This is a genomic window from Myxococcales bacterium (assembly GCA_016712525.1).
Lineage (GTDB): Bacteria > Myxococcota_A > Polyangia > Polyangiales > Polyangiaceae > JAAFHV01.
Map to the genome: position 1 here is coordinate 1573472 of JADJQX010000008.1, position 17229 is coordinate 1590700.

15 protein-coding genes are annotated in these 17229 nt (G+C 69.1%); 4 read left to right on the forward strand and 11 right to left on the reverse strand.

The window, feature by feature from the left end:
- Positions 1-546: 546 nt before the first annotated feature.
- Both IPK71_36275 and IPK71_36280 read right to left on the reverse strand, forming a co-directional pair.
- A complete protein-coding gene (locus IPK71_36275) occupies positions 547-1467 on the reverse strand; it encodes a PQQ-like beta-propeller repeat protein (protein ID MBK8219215.1) in 921 nt (306 codons plus the stop codon).
- 929 nt (positions 1468-2396) lie between these two features.
- The gene (locus IPK71_36280; GenBank protein MBK8219216.1) at positions 2397-3203 is read right to left on the reverse strand and encodes a hypothetical protein; all 807 of its coding nucleotides are present in this window, start codon (positions 3201-3203) and stop codon (positions 2397-2399) included.
- A 117-nt stretch (positions 3204-3320) separates the two neighbouring features.
- On the opposite strand from IPK71_36280, the gene IPK71_36285 reads away from it, so the two are divergent.
- Complete coding sequence (locus IPK71_36285) at positions 3321-4130, forward strand: hypothetical protein (GenBank protein MBK8219217.1); 810 nt, start codon at positions 3321-3323, stop codon at positions 4128-4130.
- 111 nt (positions 4131-4241) lie between these two features.
- Here the strand turns inward: IPK71_36285 and nudC are convergent, their stop codons facing one another.
- The 3 genes from nudC to IPK71_36300 all read right to left on the reverse strand — a co-directional run bounded on the left by nudC (position 4242) and on the right by IPK71_36300 (position 6451).
- Positions 4242-5072: an NAD(+) diphosphatase gene (gene nudC / locus IPK71_36290; GenBank protein ID MBK8219218.1), complete on the reverse strand. Its 831-nt coding sequence runs from the start codon at positions 5070-5072 to the stop codon at positions 4242-4244.
- A 96-nt stretch (positions 5073-5168) separates the two neighbouring features.
- Positions 5169-5729: an N-acetyltransferase gene (locus tag IPK71_36295; GenBank protein MBK8219219.1), complete on the reverse strand. Its 561-nt coding sequence runs from the start codon at positions 5727-5729 to the stop codon at positions 5169-5171.
- A gap of 65 nt (positions 5730-5794) precedes the next feature.
- Positions 5795-6451: a YkgJ family cysteine cluster protein gene (locus IPK71_36300; GenBank protein MBK8219220.1), complete on the reverse strand. Its 657-nt coding sequence runs from the start codon at positions 6449-6451 to the stop codon at positions 5795-5797.
- A gap of 119 nt (positions 6452-6570) precedes the next feature.
- On the opposite strand from IPK71_36300, the gene IPK71_36305 reads away from it, so the two are divergent.
- Both IPK71_36305 and IPK71_36310 read left to right on the forward strand, forming a co-directional pair.
- Positions 6571-7860 carry an MFS transporter gene (locus tag IPK71_36305; protein MBK8219221.1) on the forward strand — a complete coding sequence of 430 codons (1290 nt, stop codon included), beginning with the start codon at positions 6571-6573 and terminating at the stop codon, positions 7858-7860.
- Positions 7861-7937: 77 nt separating this feature from the next.
- Positions 7938-8738 (forward strand): AgmX/PglI C-terminal domain-containing protein, encoded by an 801-nt coding sequence (locus IPK71_36310; protein MBK8219222.1) that lies wholly within the window; start codon positions 7938-7940, stop codon positions 8736-8738.
- An 88-nt stretch (positions 8739-8826) separates the two neighbouring features.
- Here IPK71_36310 and IPK71_36315 read toward each other — a convergent pair whose 3' ends face one another.
- Positions 8827-9816: a hypothetical protein gene (locus tag IPK71_36315; GenBank protein ID MBK8219223.1), complete on the reverse strand. Its 990-nt coding sequence runs from the start codon at positions 9814-9816 to the stop codon at positions 8827-8829.
- A gap of 955 nt (positions 9817-10771) precedes the next feature.
- On the opposite strand from IPK71_36315, the gene IPK71_36320 reads away from it, so the two are divergent.
- A complete protein-coding gene (locus IPK71_36320) occupies positions 10772-12376 on the forward strand; it encodes a hypothetical protein (GenBank protein MBK8219224.1) in 1605 nt (534 codons plus the stop codon).
- On the opposite strand, the gene IPK71_36325 is transcribed toward IPK71_36320, so the two are convergent.
- The 5 genes from IPK71_36325 to IPK71_36345 all read right to left on the reverse strand — a co-directional run bounded on the left by IPK71_36325 (position 12350) and on the right by IPK71_36345 (position 17191).
- Positions 12350-13399, reverse strand: coding sequence for a hypothetical protein (locus IPK71_36325; GenBank protein MBK8219225.1), 1050 nt, complete (start codon positions 13397-13399; stop codon positions 12350-12352). The two genes, IPK71_36320 and IPK71_36325, sit on opposite strands and share 27 nt — an antisense overlap.
- Positions 13400-13754: 355 nt before the next feature.
- Positions 13755-14981, reverse strand: a complete 1227-nt coding sequence (locus IPK71_36330) for a copper oxidase (GenBank protein ID MBK8219226.1) — start codon at positions 14979-14981, stop codon at positions 13755-13757.
- A 41-nt stretch (positions 14982-15022) separates the two neighbouring features.
- Entirely contained in the window at positions 15023-16486 is a 1464-nt protein-coding gene (locus IPK71_36335) for a TolC family protein (protein MBK8219227.1), read from the reverse strand.
- Entirely contained in the window at positions 16483-16860 is a 378-nt protein-coding gene (locus IPK71_36340; protein MBK8219228.1) for a hypothetical protein, read from the reverse strand. Before IPK71_36340 ends, IPK71_36335 begins: the two co-directional genes overlap by 4 nt.
- Positions 16861-16978: 118 nt before the next feature.
- On the reverse strand, positions 16979-17191 hold the full coding sequence (locus IPK71_36345; protein MBK8219229.1) for a heavy-metal-associated domain-containing protein: 213 nt from the start codon (positions 17189-17191) through the stop codon (positions 16979-16981).
- Positions 17192-17229: the final 38 nt, after the last annotated feature.

The window sequence follows — 17229 nt, forward strand, 5'->3', positions numbered from 1 at the left end:
GCCCTGTCCCGGACGTCTTCTCGTGTGTCCCGGACACCTAACCATCAGGCGCGGTGGGAGCGTAAGCGAGTCAGGCCGCTCGTCCTGTGCCTCGATTATCCCGGGTTTCGCGTCGAGGCCACCACGATCACCGACGCGTGGCTGGTGGTGCTCGAGTCCGACAATGGCATCGCGCGGGTGCGTTGGCGGAGGGCCATCACCGGTGAAGACCGCTACCTCGCGATCGGTCAGGGCCGCACCACACTCGACGTACTCGGCGACCGCGCGCTTCTCACCCAGGACACAGGCCTCCGTACGGATGGAAGGAGGGTGGCTCGTTCCGGGCATGGGTGCACCGGGCGCGGGCGCACGCATGCTACGGGCCGAGGGTGGCGCTTACGAGCCCGCCTTCAAGCCCCTCAGCCATTGCACGAGGGGCTGCGCCGCCGCGGGGACTGGGCGCGCGCCAGCGGAGAGCGGCACCACGGTGTTCGTACCCGGGGCGGTGCGGGCGAAACACGTGAGCTCTCTTCCAGCTGGCGGCCCGCTTCTCGCGGTCGGGCGCCTTCACGAGATCGTCGTCACCGCAGCATGGCCCACCGGACCGGTCCACGCGTAGAGGCGATCGCGGCCCCCGCCAAGTGCGGCGTGGGCGGGGCATTCGGGGGTCAGTGCTCCGTCGACGAGGGACAGCGCGACGAGCTCGCGGTTGCCTTGGAGGAACACGCGGTCCCCAACCACGATCGGCATCCTTGGGAAGAGATCGACGCGGGTTTCCCACACCGAGGCGCCTGTGCGCAGATCGATGGCTGACAGCGTCGCACGATGCTGGCGTGCGCTCTCCTTCCTTACATCACGATGCACGAGCACGTGGCCCCGGCCGTCGAGCGCGAAGGGGGGCGTGGCGCGCGGGTCGGTCCAAAGGGGGGGGCCCTCGCGCGCGATGTCTACGAGGTGCAGACCTCCGTCACCACCGAGGAGGACCTTACCTCCGCCCGCGTCTGCGATCTGCCATGCATCGGGGCACGGCGTGGTGGACCGTACCTCTCCGGTCGCCGAGTCGAGGAGCACGAGGCGCTCCACATCGTCGGCGACCACGACCAAGAGCCCTTCGGACGCCAAAGCCGCGCAGGCGCGCGCGTCGGGGCCCGCCAGCGTGCTCGCCCACAGTCGCGTCCCGGATCGTGCGTCGAGGGCGACGATGCCAGCGCCTCGCTGCACGAGGAGACGCCCGCCACTCGCGAGGAGCTCGGGGCCCCAAGCGTCTTCTGGGAGCGTCGCGGCCCACGCGCAGGTTCCGTCGGGATCCACGGCCCACACCTCCTGGCCGTCGTCGCCTTCGACCACGGCGTAGAAGCGCCCGTCGCCTACGGCGTGCGCGCGCGTGAAGGTTCGCGCTCCCCCCTCCTCGCAGGGGAAGATCTCTGCGCGCCGTGCGGGGTTCTCGCGGTCGGCGGCGACGAGCGCCGTGTGCGCGAGGATCCACACGACGTTCCCCACCTCCCGCACCGCATATGGGCTTGCCCCCCGGATTGCGCCAATGGGGACCGACCAGTTGCTCGCGCCCGAGCGAGGGCTCACCTCGCGCTTCGCCTTCACCGGCGCGCCTTTCGCCGCCGTTCGCGTCTCGCTCGGAGCTGCTTTCGCGCGGTCCTTCGCTGAGGCAGGTTTCCTCGAGATGCTCTTCGGGGGCGCCTTTACTACCTTCTTCGGCGTGGCGGCCGCCTTGGGCGGTGACGTTGCGCGCTTCTTCGCAGCCATTGGCCAACCTTGGACCAAATTGGCTGGCGAGCCAAGCGATTGCCGTCGCAATGGGGACGCATGCTACGGGCCGAGGGTGGCGCTTACGAGCCCGCCTTCAAGCCCCTCAGCCATTGCACGAGGGGCTGCGCCGCCTCGGGGACTGGGCGCGTGCCAGCGGAGAGCGGCATCACGGTGTTCGTCCCCTTCCTCGGCAGCGCCCCGACGATCGTTGCGTGGGCGCCGCGTAGAATTTCACGTTTCGAGCATCCCTTCGTAACGTCTCGCATTTCTTCTCCTGGAAGCGGGCCCTGGGTCGCGCTCGGGGCCTCGGGTGCTCGCCGAAGCGAACCCGGGTTCGTTTTTGGACCTCTGGAGGGCGGAAAACCGAACCCGGGTTCGATCTCCGCACCTCCCGAGGTCTCCCGACCGAACCCGCGTTCGTTTTCGCGGCCTCGGGAGGCCTCGCGGTCGAACCTGGGTTCGTTTTTGGCCCTTCTGAGGGGCTCGATCGAACCCGGGTTCGCCTTTCCCGCCCCTTTTGTGGCCCAAACGGCCCCCAGGCCGACCGCCGCCCCTTCGCAAAACACGACGAGCGCAACCCCTGGAGCCAAATTCCAACGGGTGCGCTCGTGGTGGCGGCCAGAGAGGCCGCGGCGGGCCAGCGAAGGCGAGGGCTACTCGTCGCTGCCGTCGCCCTCGTCGCTTCCGCCCTGGCCGTCGCCCTCCCCGTCTTCGGGCGGCTCGGCCCCGCCACCCCCGCCGCCGCGTTGGTTGTTGCGGCCACGGATCTCGTAGATGGGGAGGAGCAGCTTCCGCGCGACCTCGCCGTTTGCCTCTTGTTGGTCGCTGCGCGAGCCGTAACCCACGACGGCGGCCACGTAGCGGCGGAGCTGCTCGGACGCGTTGTCGCGCGCCTCTCCGATCTTCGGCGCGGCCACCTTCTCGTCTCGGACGGTGGTGATGCCGAGGACCTCGCCGTAGGCTTTGTGGGCCGTGCGGAGGTCGTCCAGGAAGGCACCGCCGCCGAGCTGCTCGATCTGCTTCGAGTACCCGTTGGCGTCCAGCTGCTCGATGCGGGCCTCCACCTCGCCCCACTCTTCTTCGTGGCGGAGGTTCAGGAAGCTCGTGCCGCTGCCGAACACGGCGCCCAGGATTTTTGCGGCGACCTTGGCGGTCTTGGCGGCCTTGGGCCCGGTGCGCTTGGCGTGGGCCTGAAGGAACGTGACGAGCGCGCCGACGGCGCGGTCTTCTTCGTTGTCGGCCTCGACGGCCTTGGGGTTGTCCGCCTCGACCTTGTGCGTGCGTCCGGCCAGGGCGGTGGTGAGGTTGGCCTTGGTTTCGGTGAGCAGCCCGACCCGCTCTTTGAGGAGCGTAAGTAAATCAAGGCACTTTTCAGGGGTGTCGGCTGGGCTCGCGGGGATGGCGTTTCGCGACCTTCCGGGGTCGCGGCGGGCGCGCCGAGGCGGTCTCGGTCCTGGCACGGAGGTTGCCGAACCCCACCAAGCGCCATGCCGGCGCAGCGCGGCCTTCGGGCGCCCCTTGCGCACGTTCTACTCGGCTGCCTCGACGCTACCGGCACCTCGACGGAGCGGCCGCGTGTGCCCACTCCCCCCGAGTCGCAGCCCCCGAGCGAGCGCACCGACTACGAGGTCAACGACGTCCCCGCCGCGGTGCTCTGCGCGCAATGCGGGCTCTCGGACTGCACGGGCTCGTGCGAGGAGCTGACGGCGTCGGGCGTGTTCGTGCTCGTCCCGTGGGAGCGTGGGGACGGGGCCGTGCTCCGGCGGCTCTTCGCCACGTCGCGCGCCGCCACGTTGGATGCAGAGCCGTTTTTCGAGCGCCTGTCGGACGGTCCGGTCATGCCCGCCCTCGGGTTCGCCGTGGTGGCCGAGCTCTTTGCCGCGCTCTCCCTGGCCGTGCTCGTCACCTTGCCCCTCGCGTTCCTCTTTCCCGAGCTCGCGCACGACTGCCTGTTCGTCCCGGGCCTGCGGCACCAGGTGGTGCTCGCGTTCCTCCTCGGCGTGCCCGGCCTCGCGGCCCTCCTCGTTCTCGCGCACGCCGCCCACGGCCTCTCCGTCGACGTCGGGGCGCGGCGCCAAGGGGCTCGATCGTCGCGCACCCGAGCCCTCCGGTTCGGCCTTTATGCCGCCGGTTGGGACTTGGTGATGGGCCCGCTCGGCGCGCTCGTCATCGCGTTCACCGAAGGGCCGCGCGCCGCGCTCGGCATTTTCACGAAGGGGGTGGGCCTGCCCACGGTGTCCACGCTCGCCTTCTTGAAGAACGGGTACCGCCTCGAGGGCGACGCGGCCCGCCGCGCGCTTCGTTTCTCGTATTGGGGCGCGGGGCTCGCCACCACCGTCACGGCGTTCGTGATCCTGCTGGTGGCCTTCGCGGCCCTGTCTCGCTAGCCGGTTCGGTCCCTCTTCTCCGCAAAGGCACGGCGGGATCGAGCCACCCTTCTCGGGGTGAGCACGCAAGCAAGCATGGCGAGGACCATGCGGCTCGGCGGGAGCCTCGTTTCAGCGGCCTGCGAGGGCTCCCGGGCCGAGCACCTCGGCCACCCACGCGTCGATCAGGCGCCGCGCGATGCTGAGGCGGGGCGGGATCTCGGGGAGCGCATCGGCCGAGAACCACTGGGCGTCGGCGATCTCCTTCGGGTCGATCGCGATCTCCCCGGAAGCCCAGTCGGCGGTGAACCCCACCATGAGCGAGTTCGGGAAGGGCCACGGCTGGCTCCCGAAGTACCGCACGTTCTTCACCTTCACCGAGACCTCTTCTTCCACTTCGCGGACGAGGGTCTCCTCGAGCGACTCGCCGATGTCGGCGAAGCCCGCGAGGGTGCTGTAGAACGCGCCCGGGAACGCCGCGTTCCGCGCGAGGAGCGCCAAGTCGCCTTTGCGTACGAGGGTGATGATCGCGGGGCTAATTCGCGGAAAAACCCGCAGCCGGCAGGAGGGGCACTCCACGCACCGTTCCGTCGCGCTGCGCGTCGTGGGGGTCCCGCAGCGGCCGCAGAAGCGGTTCGTCGAGAGCCAGTCGCACGTGTGCATCGCACGGCCGACGACCCCGAACATTTCCGGGCTCAGCAACGCCGCGAGCGCACGAAGGCCGAGCGCCTCGAACGGCTCGGGGAGGTGCCCTGTGGCAGGCAACGCGAGAGCGTCGGTCTCGTCGAGGGTGCCGAGGCGGTGGGCGTCGTCCATGCGCGCACCGAAGAGCTCGAGCTCGGAGTCGGTGGGGAACGCGAGCTGCCCGGCCTCGCGCCTCGCGACGAGCCCTCGCTCGTGGACCACGAGCCAGGTGCGCTTCTCGTACCGGTTGGTGAAGGTCGCGTCGGGAAGGAAGGCCATGGGCACGTGCTACCACGCGCGAAGGCCGCGGGCCGCATGCTGGTGGGCGGAATGGTGTGCGTAGGTTTTCGAGAACACTGAGAAATCGCGTGCGCGCTAGCCGATGCCAGCGGCGTGGAGCGCGGTTTTCGCCGGGACGATGGGGCCCGGCGCGAGGGTGCCCGGGCGAACGGCGAGCTCCCAGTACCCCACGTCGTGCCACTTCCCGTTCTTGAAGCCGACGCGGTGGAAGGTCCCGCACCGCTCGAACCCGAAGCGCGCGTGCAGCTTCTCGCTCGCGACGTTCGGCAGGGTGATCCCGGCGACGAGCAGCGCGTACCCCTGAGCGCGCAGCGTGGGCACCAGCACCTCGTAGAGCCGCGTGCCCACGCCTCGGCCGTGCGCCTCGGGGGCGACGTAGACCGTGACGTCGGCCGACCAGGCGTACGCGCCGCGCGCTTTGTGCGGCCCCGCTTTGGCGAAGCCGAGGGGCTTCCCCTGCGCGTCGGTGGCCAAAATCCAAGGGTAACGTTCCTCGGTGCTCGCGAACGCCTCGCTCCACTCCGAGAGCGGCTCCGGCGCGGTGGCGAGGTTCGCGACCGTGTGCTCCGCGGCCCAGTTGGCGAACCCGAGCATCGCGGGGACGTCGTCCAAAACCGCCCTTCGAACGGCAATCATCTCGTACCTCCTTTCCCTCTTCGTAGGGCGCGGAGGTTTCCGGGAGGCTTCGCCTGGTGGCGCGGTCACTCCGGCCAGGGCCACTCTTCGGGGGCGAGGCCGTCGAAGACCTCGAGCTCGTACTCGCGCGCGGCGATGCAGCACTCGCTCGCGACCGGGAAGACCGAGCAGGCCGCGGGCCGAACGTCGTAGATCTTGCACTTGTTGTCGCGGCGGAGGTGGTGGCAGCGCCCGTTGTCTTTCAGCGTGAGGATGACCTTGCCGTCCTTCCGCTTCGACCACGGCTTCTTCAGCAGCTCGGCGCGCCCCGCGTCGCGGAAGCGCTTCATGTCGTCCTCGTCGAGCACCACCTCGTTGTCTCGGCAGCACGCGCCGCAAGCGAGGCAGTCGTAGCTCACCTTGAGGGTGGCCTTCGGGTGCACCGAGTCGCGCTCGGCGCGCCGCTTCACGATGTGGAGCGCGTCGTCCGGCACGCGCACCGTCGCGAGGCCGGGGAACTTGCCGTCCTTGCGGACCGTCCAGCGCTCGAGCCCAAGGTCGAAAATCGACCAGATGCCGAGGTCCGTCCAGTCGTCGTTGCGCTCGGGGGCCGGCACCACGAGCCGTGCGCGTGCGGGAGACTCCCAGTACACGGCGTGCCCACCGAGGCGCACGAACGCCGCGGCTTCTTTCCAGTATTTCGCCTTGAAGCTCCGAACGACGCTGCGAACGACGGCGGTCATGGCGGTGCGTCTACTCGAGTTCGAGCGCGTCGGAGCGAAAAACGTGGCCCCGGCGTGCTTCGAGCGGCCCCTCGTGCCCGGACGAAACCCGCGATCGGTGCTATCGGGACGCGAAGCGCATGAAGCCCAAGGTCCCGTTTCCGCGCGTGTTTTGGGTCGCGATCGTGCTCGAGGTGATCGAGCGGATGGCCTTTTACGGCGTCTACATCAACCTCAGCGTGTACCTCGGGACCACCGTGGGCCTGTCCGACAAGGAGATCGGGAGCCTGCTCGGTGTGTTCGCGCTGACCCGCTCCTGGGTGCCGGTGCTGACCGGCGCGCTCTCGGACAAGCTCGGGTTCCGTCGCTCGCTCGTGCTCTCGTTCGGGCTCTATGCGCTCGCGTACCTTTCGCTCTACGGCGTGGCGGGGCTTGCCGGGCATTCGCTCGCGCGGGCTTGTGCGTGGACCACGGTGCTCGCGATCGCGGTCGCCGGCGCCTTCTTGAAGCCCGTCATTCCCGGCACGGTGCGCCGTTATTCCCCGGCCGACCGTCGCACCCAAGGCTTCTCGATCTTCTACGCATCGGTGAACGCGGGGAGCGTCGTCGGCAAAGTGCTCGCCAAGATCGTGCGCGTGCTGCTCACCCTGCGCGCGAGCATCGTGAACTCGGTGGCCGCGTCGCTTCTGGGGCTCGGGGTCGCGCTGGCGGCCTACTTCGAGCCGTCGTCCGTCGCCTCGGAGCCGTCGCCGGATGCGGCCGCCGACACGGAGGAAGCTCCAGCGGAGAACGTGGGCTTCTTTCGGAGCCTGCTCGCTGTGGTGACCGAGCCGCGGCTCGTGGGATTCCTCGTGATCGTGAGCGGGTATTACCTGCTCATCGAGCAGTTTTACCAAACGTTCCCCGTGTACATCACGCGCATGTTCGGGGAGAAGGCCCCCCGCGAGGAGATCTCGCTCATCAACCCCTTCGCGATCGCGCTGTTTCAGGTGCTCGTGGCGAAGCTCACGAAGAAGCTCCCTCCGGTCCCGGCGATGGCGTTCGGCATCTTCGTAGGCGCGATCTCCATGGCGCTGATGGGCAGCATTCCGACGCTGCTCGGCGCGTGCGGAAGCTTCTTCGTGTTCGCGTGCGCGGAGATGATCTACTCGCCGCGCTACTACGAGTACGTGTCGTCGTTCGCTCCGAAGGGGCGCGAGGGGCTCTACATGGGCGTCGCCCTCGTGCCGTTCGGGGTCGGTGGGCTCGTGGGCGGAGTGCTGTCGGGGAGGCTCATCGCGGCCTACTTGCCGAAGAGCGGAGGGGTGCTGCGTCCCGGCGTGGTTTGGGGCACCTATGCCGTCATCGGCGTGGTGTGCGCCCTGCTGCTCGCGGGGTTCGCGGCGCTCTTCAAGGCGCCGAAAGCGAGAGAAGAAGAGCCGGGCGCCTAGGGCGCTTACCAAATGGTAAGGCGTGCCCCGTTTGCCGCTGCCTTCGCGTGGGCCGCGTTCTCCCGTATCGTCCGGGAATGCGCGCCTCCTGGGTTCTCTTCGTCGCCGCCGGGTTGCCTCTGGTCGTCACGGTGGCGTGCGGGGGATCGGGCGCTCCTGCCGTCCCGCTGCCGGCGCAAGAGGTCGTGCTGGCCTCTCCGGCCGCGCCCTCGGCGTCGAGCGCTTCTCCCTCGTCTGCTTCGGCGCCGGCCTCGGCCAGCGCCGCACCGAGCGCGGTCGCGTCGAACGAGGACAGGGTGGACCTGCTCCACGCGGCCGACGTGCAAGGGGGGCCTTTGGGCATCACGGGCACCGGCGGTTCGGGCGGGACGGGCGAGGGCATCGAGGCGGGGATCGGCCTCGGCACGATCGGGCACGGTGCAGGTGTGGGCTCTGGCCCGCCGTCCCAGGCGACCCTTCGCCAAGGGAGCGTGACCGTGCGGGGGAAGCTCCCTCCCGAGGTCGTCATGCGCATCGTGAGGCAGCATTTCGGGCGTTTTCGCCTCTGCTACGAGGCCGGCCTCCGCACGAAGCCACGCCTGGGCGGGGTGGTCGCCGTGACGTTCGCCATTGCGCGCGACGGCTCCGTGCGCACGAGCGCGATCGACGGATCGTCGACCCTGTCGGACCCGGCCGTCGTGGCGTGCGTCCTCGGGGTGTTTCCTGGGCTGTCGTTCCCGCAGCCGGAACAAGGCGAGGTGGCCGTGTGGTACGCGATCGCGTTCACGCCGCCCCCGCCCTCGCCCCCGCCCGCGTCGCCGGCGAAACCCGCCTCGTCGGTGAAGCCCGCGCCCTCGGTGAAGCCCGCGTCGTCGCGGCTCGGGGAGTCTCGGAACTGAGCCTCGCCAAGGTCACGACGCGCGCGGCAAAGGCGCGCGGTCCCACCGACGCGGCCGCCGGGGCCGCTCCGGTCGCGTGCAGCGCCAGTTACGTCCTCGGCCGCGAGGCGACGCGGATGCCGCGTGCCGCGCCGCCGTACGACTGGCCGAAGTAGAGGCGGCATCCGTCGGCCGAGGCCCACACGACTGGGCTTTTTTCGGTCGAGACGGTGCGGAGCGTGTCGAAGGCTTGCGCCCGGCTCGGGCGTGTCATTTGCGAGATTCCGGTCGTCGCCGTCGCGAAGAGGGTGAGCCCGTCGGAGGTCACGGCGAGGCTTTCGGTCTCGACCTGGAGGTTCACGCGGGTCGCCGCTGCGAAGGGGGTGGCGGTGCTCGCGCGCTTCGCGACCATGAGCCCGCCGTTCGTTCCGGTGCGTGTGTAGAAGACCTCGAGCTCGTCTGCGGTGGGAGCCGCGCCGAGCTCGTAGGTGCCCAGGTCGGCGACCGTGGCCTGCGATGTCGGTCCGAACGCTTGGCTCGTGGCCGCGCGGCTCGCTTGGTACACGATGTCGCGCTGTTGGTAGCCGTGGCCGAGCACCCGAAGGCCGTCGGTGGAGACGGCGCCGGAGACCGCGGAGAAGGGCGCGCCCACGAGATCGATCGACTCGACCACGAACGGCGCTGCCGTGCTCGCGCGCACGGCGCGGCGCAGGCTCCACTCGTTCAGCCCGCGCGACACCGACACGTAGGCGGTGAGCTCGTCGGCCGAGAACGTCGCGTGAATCGCCGTCTCGAGGCCCGCGACGGCCGTCGGGGCCCCGAAGCTCGTGGTGGGATCGCAGCGGGTGGCGCGTGCATCGCCTGCGTCGGCCACGTCGCTTGTCGCGTCCGCTGGCCCGGGCGCGTCGGCCGCCGCGTCTCCGGTGGGGGCCGAGGTGTCCACGGTCGCGTCGCTCGGGGGAGGGGTGGTCGCGTCGCGCTCGGCGGCCGCATCGGGGCCGGGGGTGCCGGTCGTGGGCTCCGAGCTGCACGCCGCGAAGCCGAGGCTCACGAGTGGCGTGGCGACGAAGAGGGCGAGGGCGATGCGGCGGGCAGACATCCGCCGAGCGTACCACCCGAGCATGCCCAAGGCCCCGGAGCGTAAGTAAATCAAGGCACTTTTCAGGGGTGTCGGCTGGGCTCGCGGGGATGGCGTTTCGCGACCTTCCTGGGTCGCGGCGGGCGCGCCGAGGCGGTCTCGGTCCTGGGCAGAGGTCCCGTGTAGGCTTCGCCCGGCTCGGAGGGGCACGCGACCCCTCGCGCTCGCTCGACCGAACGACCGAGAATCTTGGCCGTTTTTTGCTTACGGAGACGGTGCGAAGTCACCGTGGAAACGATGAAGGGACGAATGAAGACCAAAGCCTTCTGGGTTCTCTCGATCCTCTCGGCCCAGGCGGCCTTCGTCGGGACGGCGGCGGCCCAGCCGGCGGGCATCTCGCTCGGCGGTGGCGCGTCGGCCGGTCCGTCGGGGGTCTCGGGGAGCGTAAGTAAATCAAGGCACTTTTCAGGGGTGTCGGCTGGGCTCGCGGGGATGGCGTTTCGCGACCTTCCTGGGTCGCGGCGGGCGCGCCGAGGCGGTCTCGGTCCTGGCACGGAGGTTGCCGAACCCCACCAAGCGCCATGCCGGCGCAGCGCGGCCTTCGGGCGCCCCTTGCGCACGTTCTACTCGGCTGCCTCGACGCTACCGGCACCTCGACGGAGGACTCGACTTGCCCAGTACGGAGGCCCTCGAGCGGGCGTGCGCTTCGGCACGTCGGTGGGCTCGCCAATGCCCCGCAGGTACCGAGCGACGCTGGTCGGATCGGTGACGAGCGCGAGCAGCGGCGTTCCCGCTGCTCCCGCGCGAAGGTTGGCTCGACTACCTCGGAGTCCGCGACGAAGCCTCGAGCCGCGCGCTCCGAGCCGTAAGCGACGAGGCGGCCACGGCCATCCTCGCCGCGGCAGCCGAAGACGACGCCGACGAGGAGGACGACGTCACGCATGCGCTCGCGGCGGTGAAGAGGCACCTCCCTGGCGTGACGAACACGATCCTCCAGCGCGCGACGGCGATCGTGGCGAAGGTGGCGGCTGCGCACGTGACCGATCTCGCGACCCTCCAAGATCGAGGCGCGGGCGAAGGCGCGACCGACGACGCGGTGGCCGCGGCGCTCCCCCACTTCCCGACCGAAGGTTACGAAGACGGCTTCTGCATCACGGACCTGAAGGCCGTCGGCGCGGCGTTTCGCGAGAAAAAGCGCGGGAAGCTCACCGCATCGCGCATCTCGTGGGAGCTTCGAATCGAGGCGATGGCGAAGATCGTGTGTTTTGCCGCGACGCGACACTCCACGAGCGACGAGGCCCGCGCGACCCTCCGCGAGCTCGCGACCGGCCTCGCCGAGAGCGGCCTGTTGGGCACGACGGTGACCCGAATGGAGCTCTCGGTGAAGACGGGATCTCCCTTCTTCCATGGCAAACGCAAGGGGAAAGACGCTTGGCTGGCCGAGCACGAGGGCGCGCTCGTGTTCGCGCGGATGGTGAACGAGTACGAAGACGAGCCGCGGCAGAAGGTGATCGTGCTCGCGGCGGGGAGCACCTTCGTGGTCCCCGCCGACGCCACCGAGACCACCCGCGAGACGGTGAGCATTCCCGACGATCGGGCCTTCATCGACGAGACCTTCCGCGAGCTCGACGCGCGCGGGCCGGTTCCATACGCCCCGACCGCCGCTGCGGTCGTGATGGCAGAGGTGCCGATCACCGCCGCGGAGGCCGTGCTCCTCCTCGCCGGGCTCCCGCAGTGGGGCGAATACCGCAGCGACTTCCTCGGCAAAGAGCTCCGGACCGCCCTGGACCTGAAACAGAGCGACGCCGCGAAGGCCAAAGACAAGCTCAACGAGCTCCCGGACGGGCAGCGCTTCGCCCTCCTCGCCGGCGCGGCGAACGTGCCCACCGCCAAGGGCCTCTGGGCCGCGCCGGAGGACCCGGAGAGCTCCGCGCGTGCGCTCGCGAACGCGGCGAAGGTGGTGCTCGGGAAGACCGTCGCCGTGCGCGAGGAGCTCGTCGCGGCGATGGAGAAGGAGATCTCCCTCGAGCTCCCCGTGCGAAAGGCGCTCGCGCTGGCGCTCACCGCGGGAGACGATGACAATCCTCTCCTTACGCCACGCAGGCCCCCGCCCAAATGGTTTCAGCTCGGCGACGGTGGGGAGCACTTCAGCGCGGAGAGCGTAAGTAAATCAAGGCACTTTTCAGGGGTGTCGGCTGGGCTCGCGGGGATGGCGTTTCGCGACCTTCCGGGGTCGCGGCGGCCGCGCCGAGGCGGTCTCGGTCCTGGCACGGAGGTTGCCGAACCCCACCAAGCGCCATGCCGGCGCAGCGCGGCCTTCGGGCGCCCCTTGCGCACGTTCTACTCGGCTGCCTCGACGCTACCGGCACCTCGACGGAGGACTCGACTTGCCCAGTACGGAGGCCCTCGAGCGGGCGTGCGCTTCGGCACGTCGGTGGGCTCGCCAATGCCCCGCAGGTACCGAGCGACGCTGGTCGGATCGGTGACGAGCGCGAGCAGCTTCATCCTTCCGCTGCAGCACGGGCAGGTCAAAACGTCGAACCCAAAGGTCCGTTTAAGAAGCTCCGCCCACGGACGATAGCCGCCTCGGCGCGGTCTCTCGGGCACGTCCACCGTGGGTATTGGAGCAACCGCCGGCTTCGGCGCCAGACGAGGCGCGGGCTTGTCGAGCGCGAGGAACGCCGAGCGTCGGCAGCCTTCGAGCTTCTGGAAGGGACGTGCGTTGAGCTTCTCCACCAGCTCGGCGATCGCGACGTTGAGCTCCGCGAGGCTGAAGAAGACGCGGTTTCGGAGCGCGGCGACGATCCACCGCTGGACGACGAGCACCCCGCCCTCGACCTTCGCCTTGTCCTTCGGGCGGCGCGGCCGCGCGGGGATCACCGTCACCCCGTAGTGCTGCGCCATCTCGAGGAACGTCGGATTGATGTCCGGCTCGTAACGATCGGGCCCCGAGACGGCGCTGCGGAGCTGATCGGGCACGATGATCTCCGGTGCGCCGCCGAAGAAACTCGAGCATGCGCACGTTCGAGCCGACGAAGTCGGCGAGCTTCTGCGAGCGTGTCGCCTCCGCGAACGTGTAGTTGCTCGCGCCGAGCACCCCGACGAACAGCTCCACTGCGGTGATCTCGCCCGTCGTCGGATCGGCGACGTGGAGCTTCTTGCCCGAGTAGTCGACGAAGACCTTCTCGCCCGCGCGATGAACCTGGCGCATCGACACCGAGAGGTGCTTGCGCCACTGCGCGTAGAGCGCGCAGAAGCGGCTGTACTCGTACGGCTTCGCGGGCGCGGCCTGCGCAGCGCCGTCTCGGTACTCGAGCCAGAGTGTCTGGAGGGTGACGCCTGCCCGGGAGAGCTCGCGGTGAACCCACCCAAAGTCGACCGCGACACGTGCCGGCGGCTCGGACCGATTCAAGCCGGTGAAGAGCAGCGCGGCCACCTCGGCGTCCGTCAGCTCACGCGCCATCTCCCACGTGAACGACGCGGCTCGCGCCCGCCGCAAGTAGTCGTACACCGTGGTCTCTCCGATCGCCGCCGACGCGGCGATCTCCGTGTAGCTGCGCCCACACTCGAAGCGCAGCCGTAGAACCTCTCGAATCTTGCGCATGGAAAGTCGCTCCGTCATCGCGCTCGTGTAAGCGCGACAGCTGGGCGACCACGTGCCATAGACTCCGCCCCGGCGAGCTCATCCTCGCGAGGAGCGAACCGCTCCTCAGAGCACCTCGGGTCCCGTTGGAACGGCACCTCGGGTGGCTCGGAACGCCACCTCGGGTCCCATTGGAACGGCACCTCGGGTGGCTCGGAACGCCACCTCGGGTCCCGTTGGAACGGCACCTCGGGTGGCTCGGAACGCCACCTCGGGTCCCGTTGGAACGGCACCTCGGGTCACGTTGGAACGCCACCTCGTGTGCGCGCGGAATACGCACCAACGACGAACCGTGACCGACCGAGGCGAGATTTCGCTATCGGCTGGACGAAGGGAGCACGCCCAGGTTTCGCGGGAGGGTGCCCTCGGGGTGCTTGTACCAACCCGGGTCCGCGTAGCTCGTGATGCCAGCGCGGACCTTCAAAATGGTGAACATGCCGCCCATCTCGACCGGGCCGAACGGACCATCGCCGGTCATCATCGGCAACGTGTTTCGCGGGCGGCCCATCTCCATCATGTTCCCCATCCCGTTCTCGCCCATGGCCATGTACCCCGGCAGCAACGAACGCACCTTCTGCTCGAGCGACGTGGGCTGCGGCACCCCAATCATGTTCGGGATCTCGTGGCTCATCGCGTTCATCGTGTGGTGCGATTTGTGGCAGTGAAACGCCCAATCACCCTCTTCGTTCGCGACCATCTCCACGGTGCGCGTGGCGCCGACGGGAACGTTCACGGTGGTCTCGGGTCTGCGCGCCGAACGCGGTACGGGCCCTCCGTCCGTCCCCACCTCCTCGAACGCGTACCCGTGCACGTGGATGGGATGGCTGTCCATCGAGAGGTTGCCGAACGAGAACTGCACCCGCTCGCCCTTCTTGACGACCCACGGGTCCGTGCCGGGCCAGACGCGGCTATTGAACGTGAAGAGGTTGAAGTCCGTCATCACGTTCGGGTTCGGAGTCGCCGTGCCCGGCTCGACGTACCACTCGTGCAGCATCACCAGAAAGTGGCGGTCGACCTTCGGCGTCGGCGCCACCTTCGGGTGAATCACGAAAAAGCCCATCATGCCGAGCGCCATCTGCACCATTTCGTCCGAGTGCGGGTGGTACATGAACACCCCGTTTTGGCGGAGCGTAAACTCGTAGACGTAGGTCTCGTTCTTCTCGATGTGCGGCTGGTTCAGGCCCGCGACGCCATCCATCCCGTTCGGGAGGAAGATGCCGTGCCAGTGCACGGAGGTGCGCTCGGGCAGCTTGTTCGTCACGAAGATGCGAACGCGATCGCCCTCGACCGCCTCGATGGTGGGGCCGGGAGTGGACCCGTTGTAGCCCCACGCGTTGACGACCATGCCCTTCGCAAATTCGCGCTTCACGGGCTCGGCGGTGAGCCGAAACTCCTTTACGCCGCGGTTCATCACGAAGGGCAACGTGCTGCCGTTCGGCGTAACCACGGGAACGTAGGGCAGCGGAGCGGTTTGCGCCGCGGCAGAGCGCGCGAGCACCATCAACAACAAGTACGCAATGACGACGCGGGCGAGGGAAGCCATGGGACACCTTTCAGGATGCGGCAGAGCGCGAGCCTCTCGGCTTAGTGATTCGAGTGGCTCGGGGAAGATGTTGGCGGAGCAGCCGAAGGGCCGGCCGCGGGATTCGTCGACGGTCCGCTCGGCGCGGTGGACGCGCGTGGCGCGCCGTCCGTCCCGAGCCGCCCGCCAACGGCGCGTTCGAGATCGCTCCGCGCGATCCAGTAGTCGCGCACGGCTTCGATGTACTCGCGGTACGCGTCGTACTCGGCCTGCTTCGACTGGATGAGCTGGTAGACCCCGAGAAGCATGGCGTCGTACATCTCTTGGGAGTAGCGAACGTTGTTCTCGCGAAGTGGGATCACGCCCTTGGCGTAGTCCTCGACGATCGTTCGGCTCGCGAGCATGCGCGCGCGGGCCGCCCGCACGTCAGCCCGGACATCGACCGCGAGCGCTTCGAGGTTTTGCTCCGCGCGCCGATGATACGCCTCGAGCTTGGCGATCTGCGCCTGACGCTGGTCGAAGAGCGGAATTTCGAGCGAAACGCTCGGCCCGAAGGAGATTCGCTCCGAGCCGCGGAGGCGCCCGGCTTCGACGGCGACGCTCACCATGCCGGTCCATCGCGTCGTCTTCGCGAGCGAGAGCGTGTAGCCCATTGCCTGCACGTTTCGCCGCGCCGCTGCCACGTCGAGGCGATCGGCGATCGCACGGCTCTCGAGTCGCTCCAAGCTCGGCTCCGAAGGCGGGACGTCCGGGAGCTTCGCCGCGAGCTTCCACCCCGCGCGCTTTCCCCACGTGCCCATATGCTTGTTCAAGGTCTCGCGTGCGACCGCGGAGGCGACCGCGGCGCGCTTGCGCTCGAGGCCGGTCTGAGCCGCGAGCCCGAGCTCGTTGGTGAGGCTCAGGTCGTTCATGTTGCCGGCGCCGTGCTGGCTACGCGCGATATCGGCCGCTGTGTGCGCGGCGTCGTCGACGAGCGCTCGCATCGCCGCGACCGCTTCGGCAGCCTGCGCTTCGTAGAACGCGGTGCGTGTCTCGGCGGCGAGGGCGAGGACCTCGTCGGCGACCGAGAGCTTCGTCGCCTCGAGCTCGGTCGCGGCCACCCGCTTGCGCAGCGGGATGGTCACGGCATCCAGAAAATCCTGCTCGACCGTCATGAAGAGGTTCGGATCGATGTGCTCGGCATCCCACGCCGTCTTGCCGATCCCCAAGACGGGGTTCTTCAGGAGACCCGCTTGCACGTAGTCCGCGCGCGCAATCGAGAGCTCTTCGAGCTTCGCGCGCAGGTGCGGGCTGAGAAGGAGCGCGACCTGCACGGCGGCGTCGGCCGTGAGCGGACGGGCGAGCAGGCCATCGATGGCGCGCTCGGCCTCTTTGTCGTCCGCCCCGTCGGCGCCCTTTCGAAGCGAGTGCCCCGACCGCGACTTTACCGTGGAGGCGACCTCGTCGAGGGCGGGCTTTGCCGAGGTCGACGCGCACCCGCCTATCGACAACGAGAGCGCGACGGTGAGCGCGAGCTGACGGATCATTTCTTGGGGACCAGCTTCATGTTGCACTTCGGGCAGACGCCAGGGCTGCTGGAGGTGACCTCGGGGTGCATGGGGCACACGTAAGTCACGGCTTGCGCGGGGGCAGACGGCGAAGGCGACGCGGAGGGCGCGGCCGAGGTCGTCTGTGTAGCCGCCCCGTGGTCGTGGTGCGCGTGGCCGGCGTGCTCATCGCTCGGTGCGGGAGCCGTCGCCACCGGGAGCGTCGCGGACGCTGCCGCCGTCGCGACCGGCCCCTCCGCCGCCGAAGGATTGGAAGGATCGCTCGGAGATTGCGAGACGGGCGCCGCGGCGGGCGAGCATGCCGCGGCGAACACGACCACGAGCGTGGCAGTGAGGGAATGGAAGACGTTCATGAAAGCTCCTTCTTGTCAGGCCGTTCCTGCTAGCGCTCCGGCGGCCGAACGTGACCGATTTTCTGAGATAAGTGCAGGGCGCGGACTGCGTCGGCGATCCGCGCCCTACAGCCCGAGGCTAGCGAGCGGGATACCCTGCGCGTTCGAGCGCCGTCACGAGGTCGGCACGGACCGGCGCCTCTGCGCCGTAAGTAACGCGTACCTTCGCCGTGCCCAAGTCGACGGCCACGGTTTCGACGCCGTCGAACGCCTTGAGCGCCGTCGTCACGTGCCGCACGCAAGCGCCGCACGTCATGTTGTCTACGGTCAATTCAGTCTCTTTCGGGTTCATGGGCTTCTCTCTTTCCGCGCCGAGAAGCTCGTTCTCGG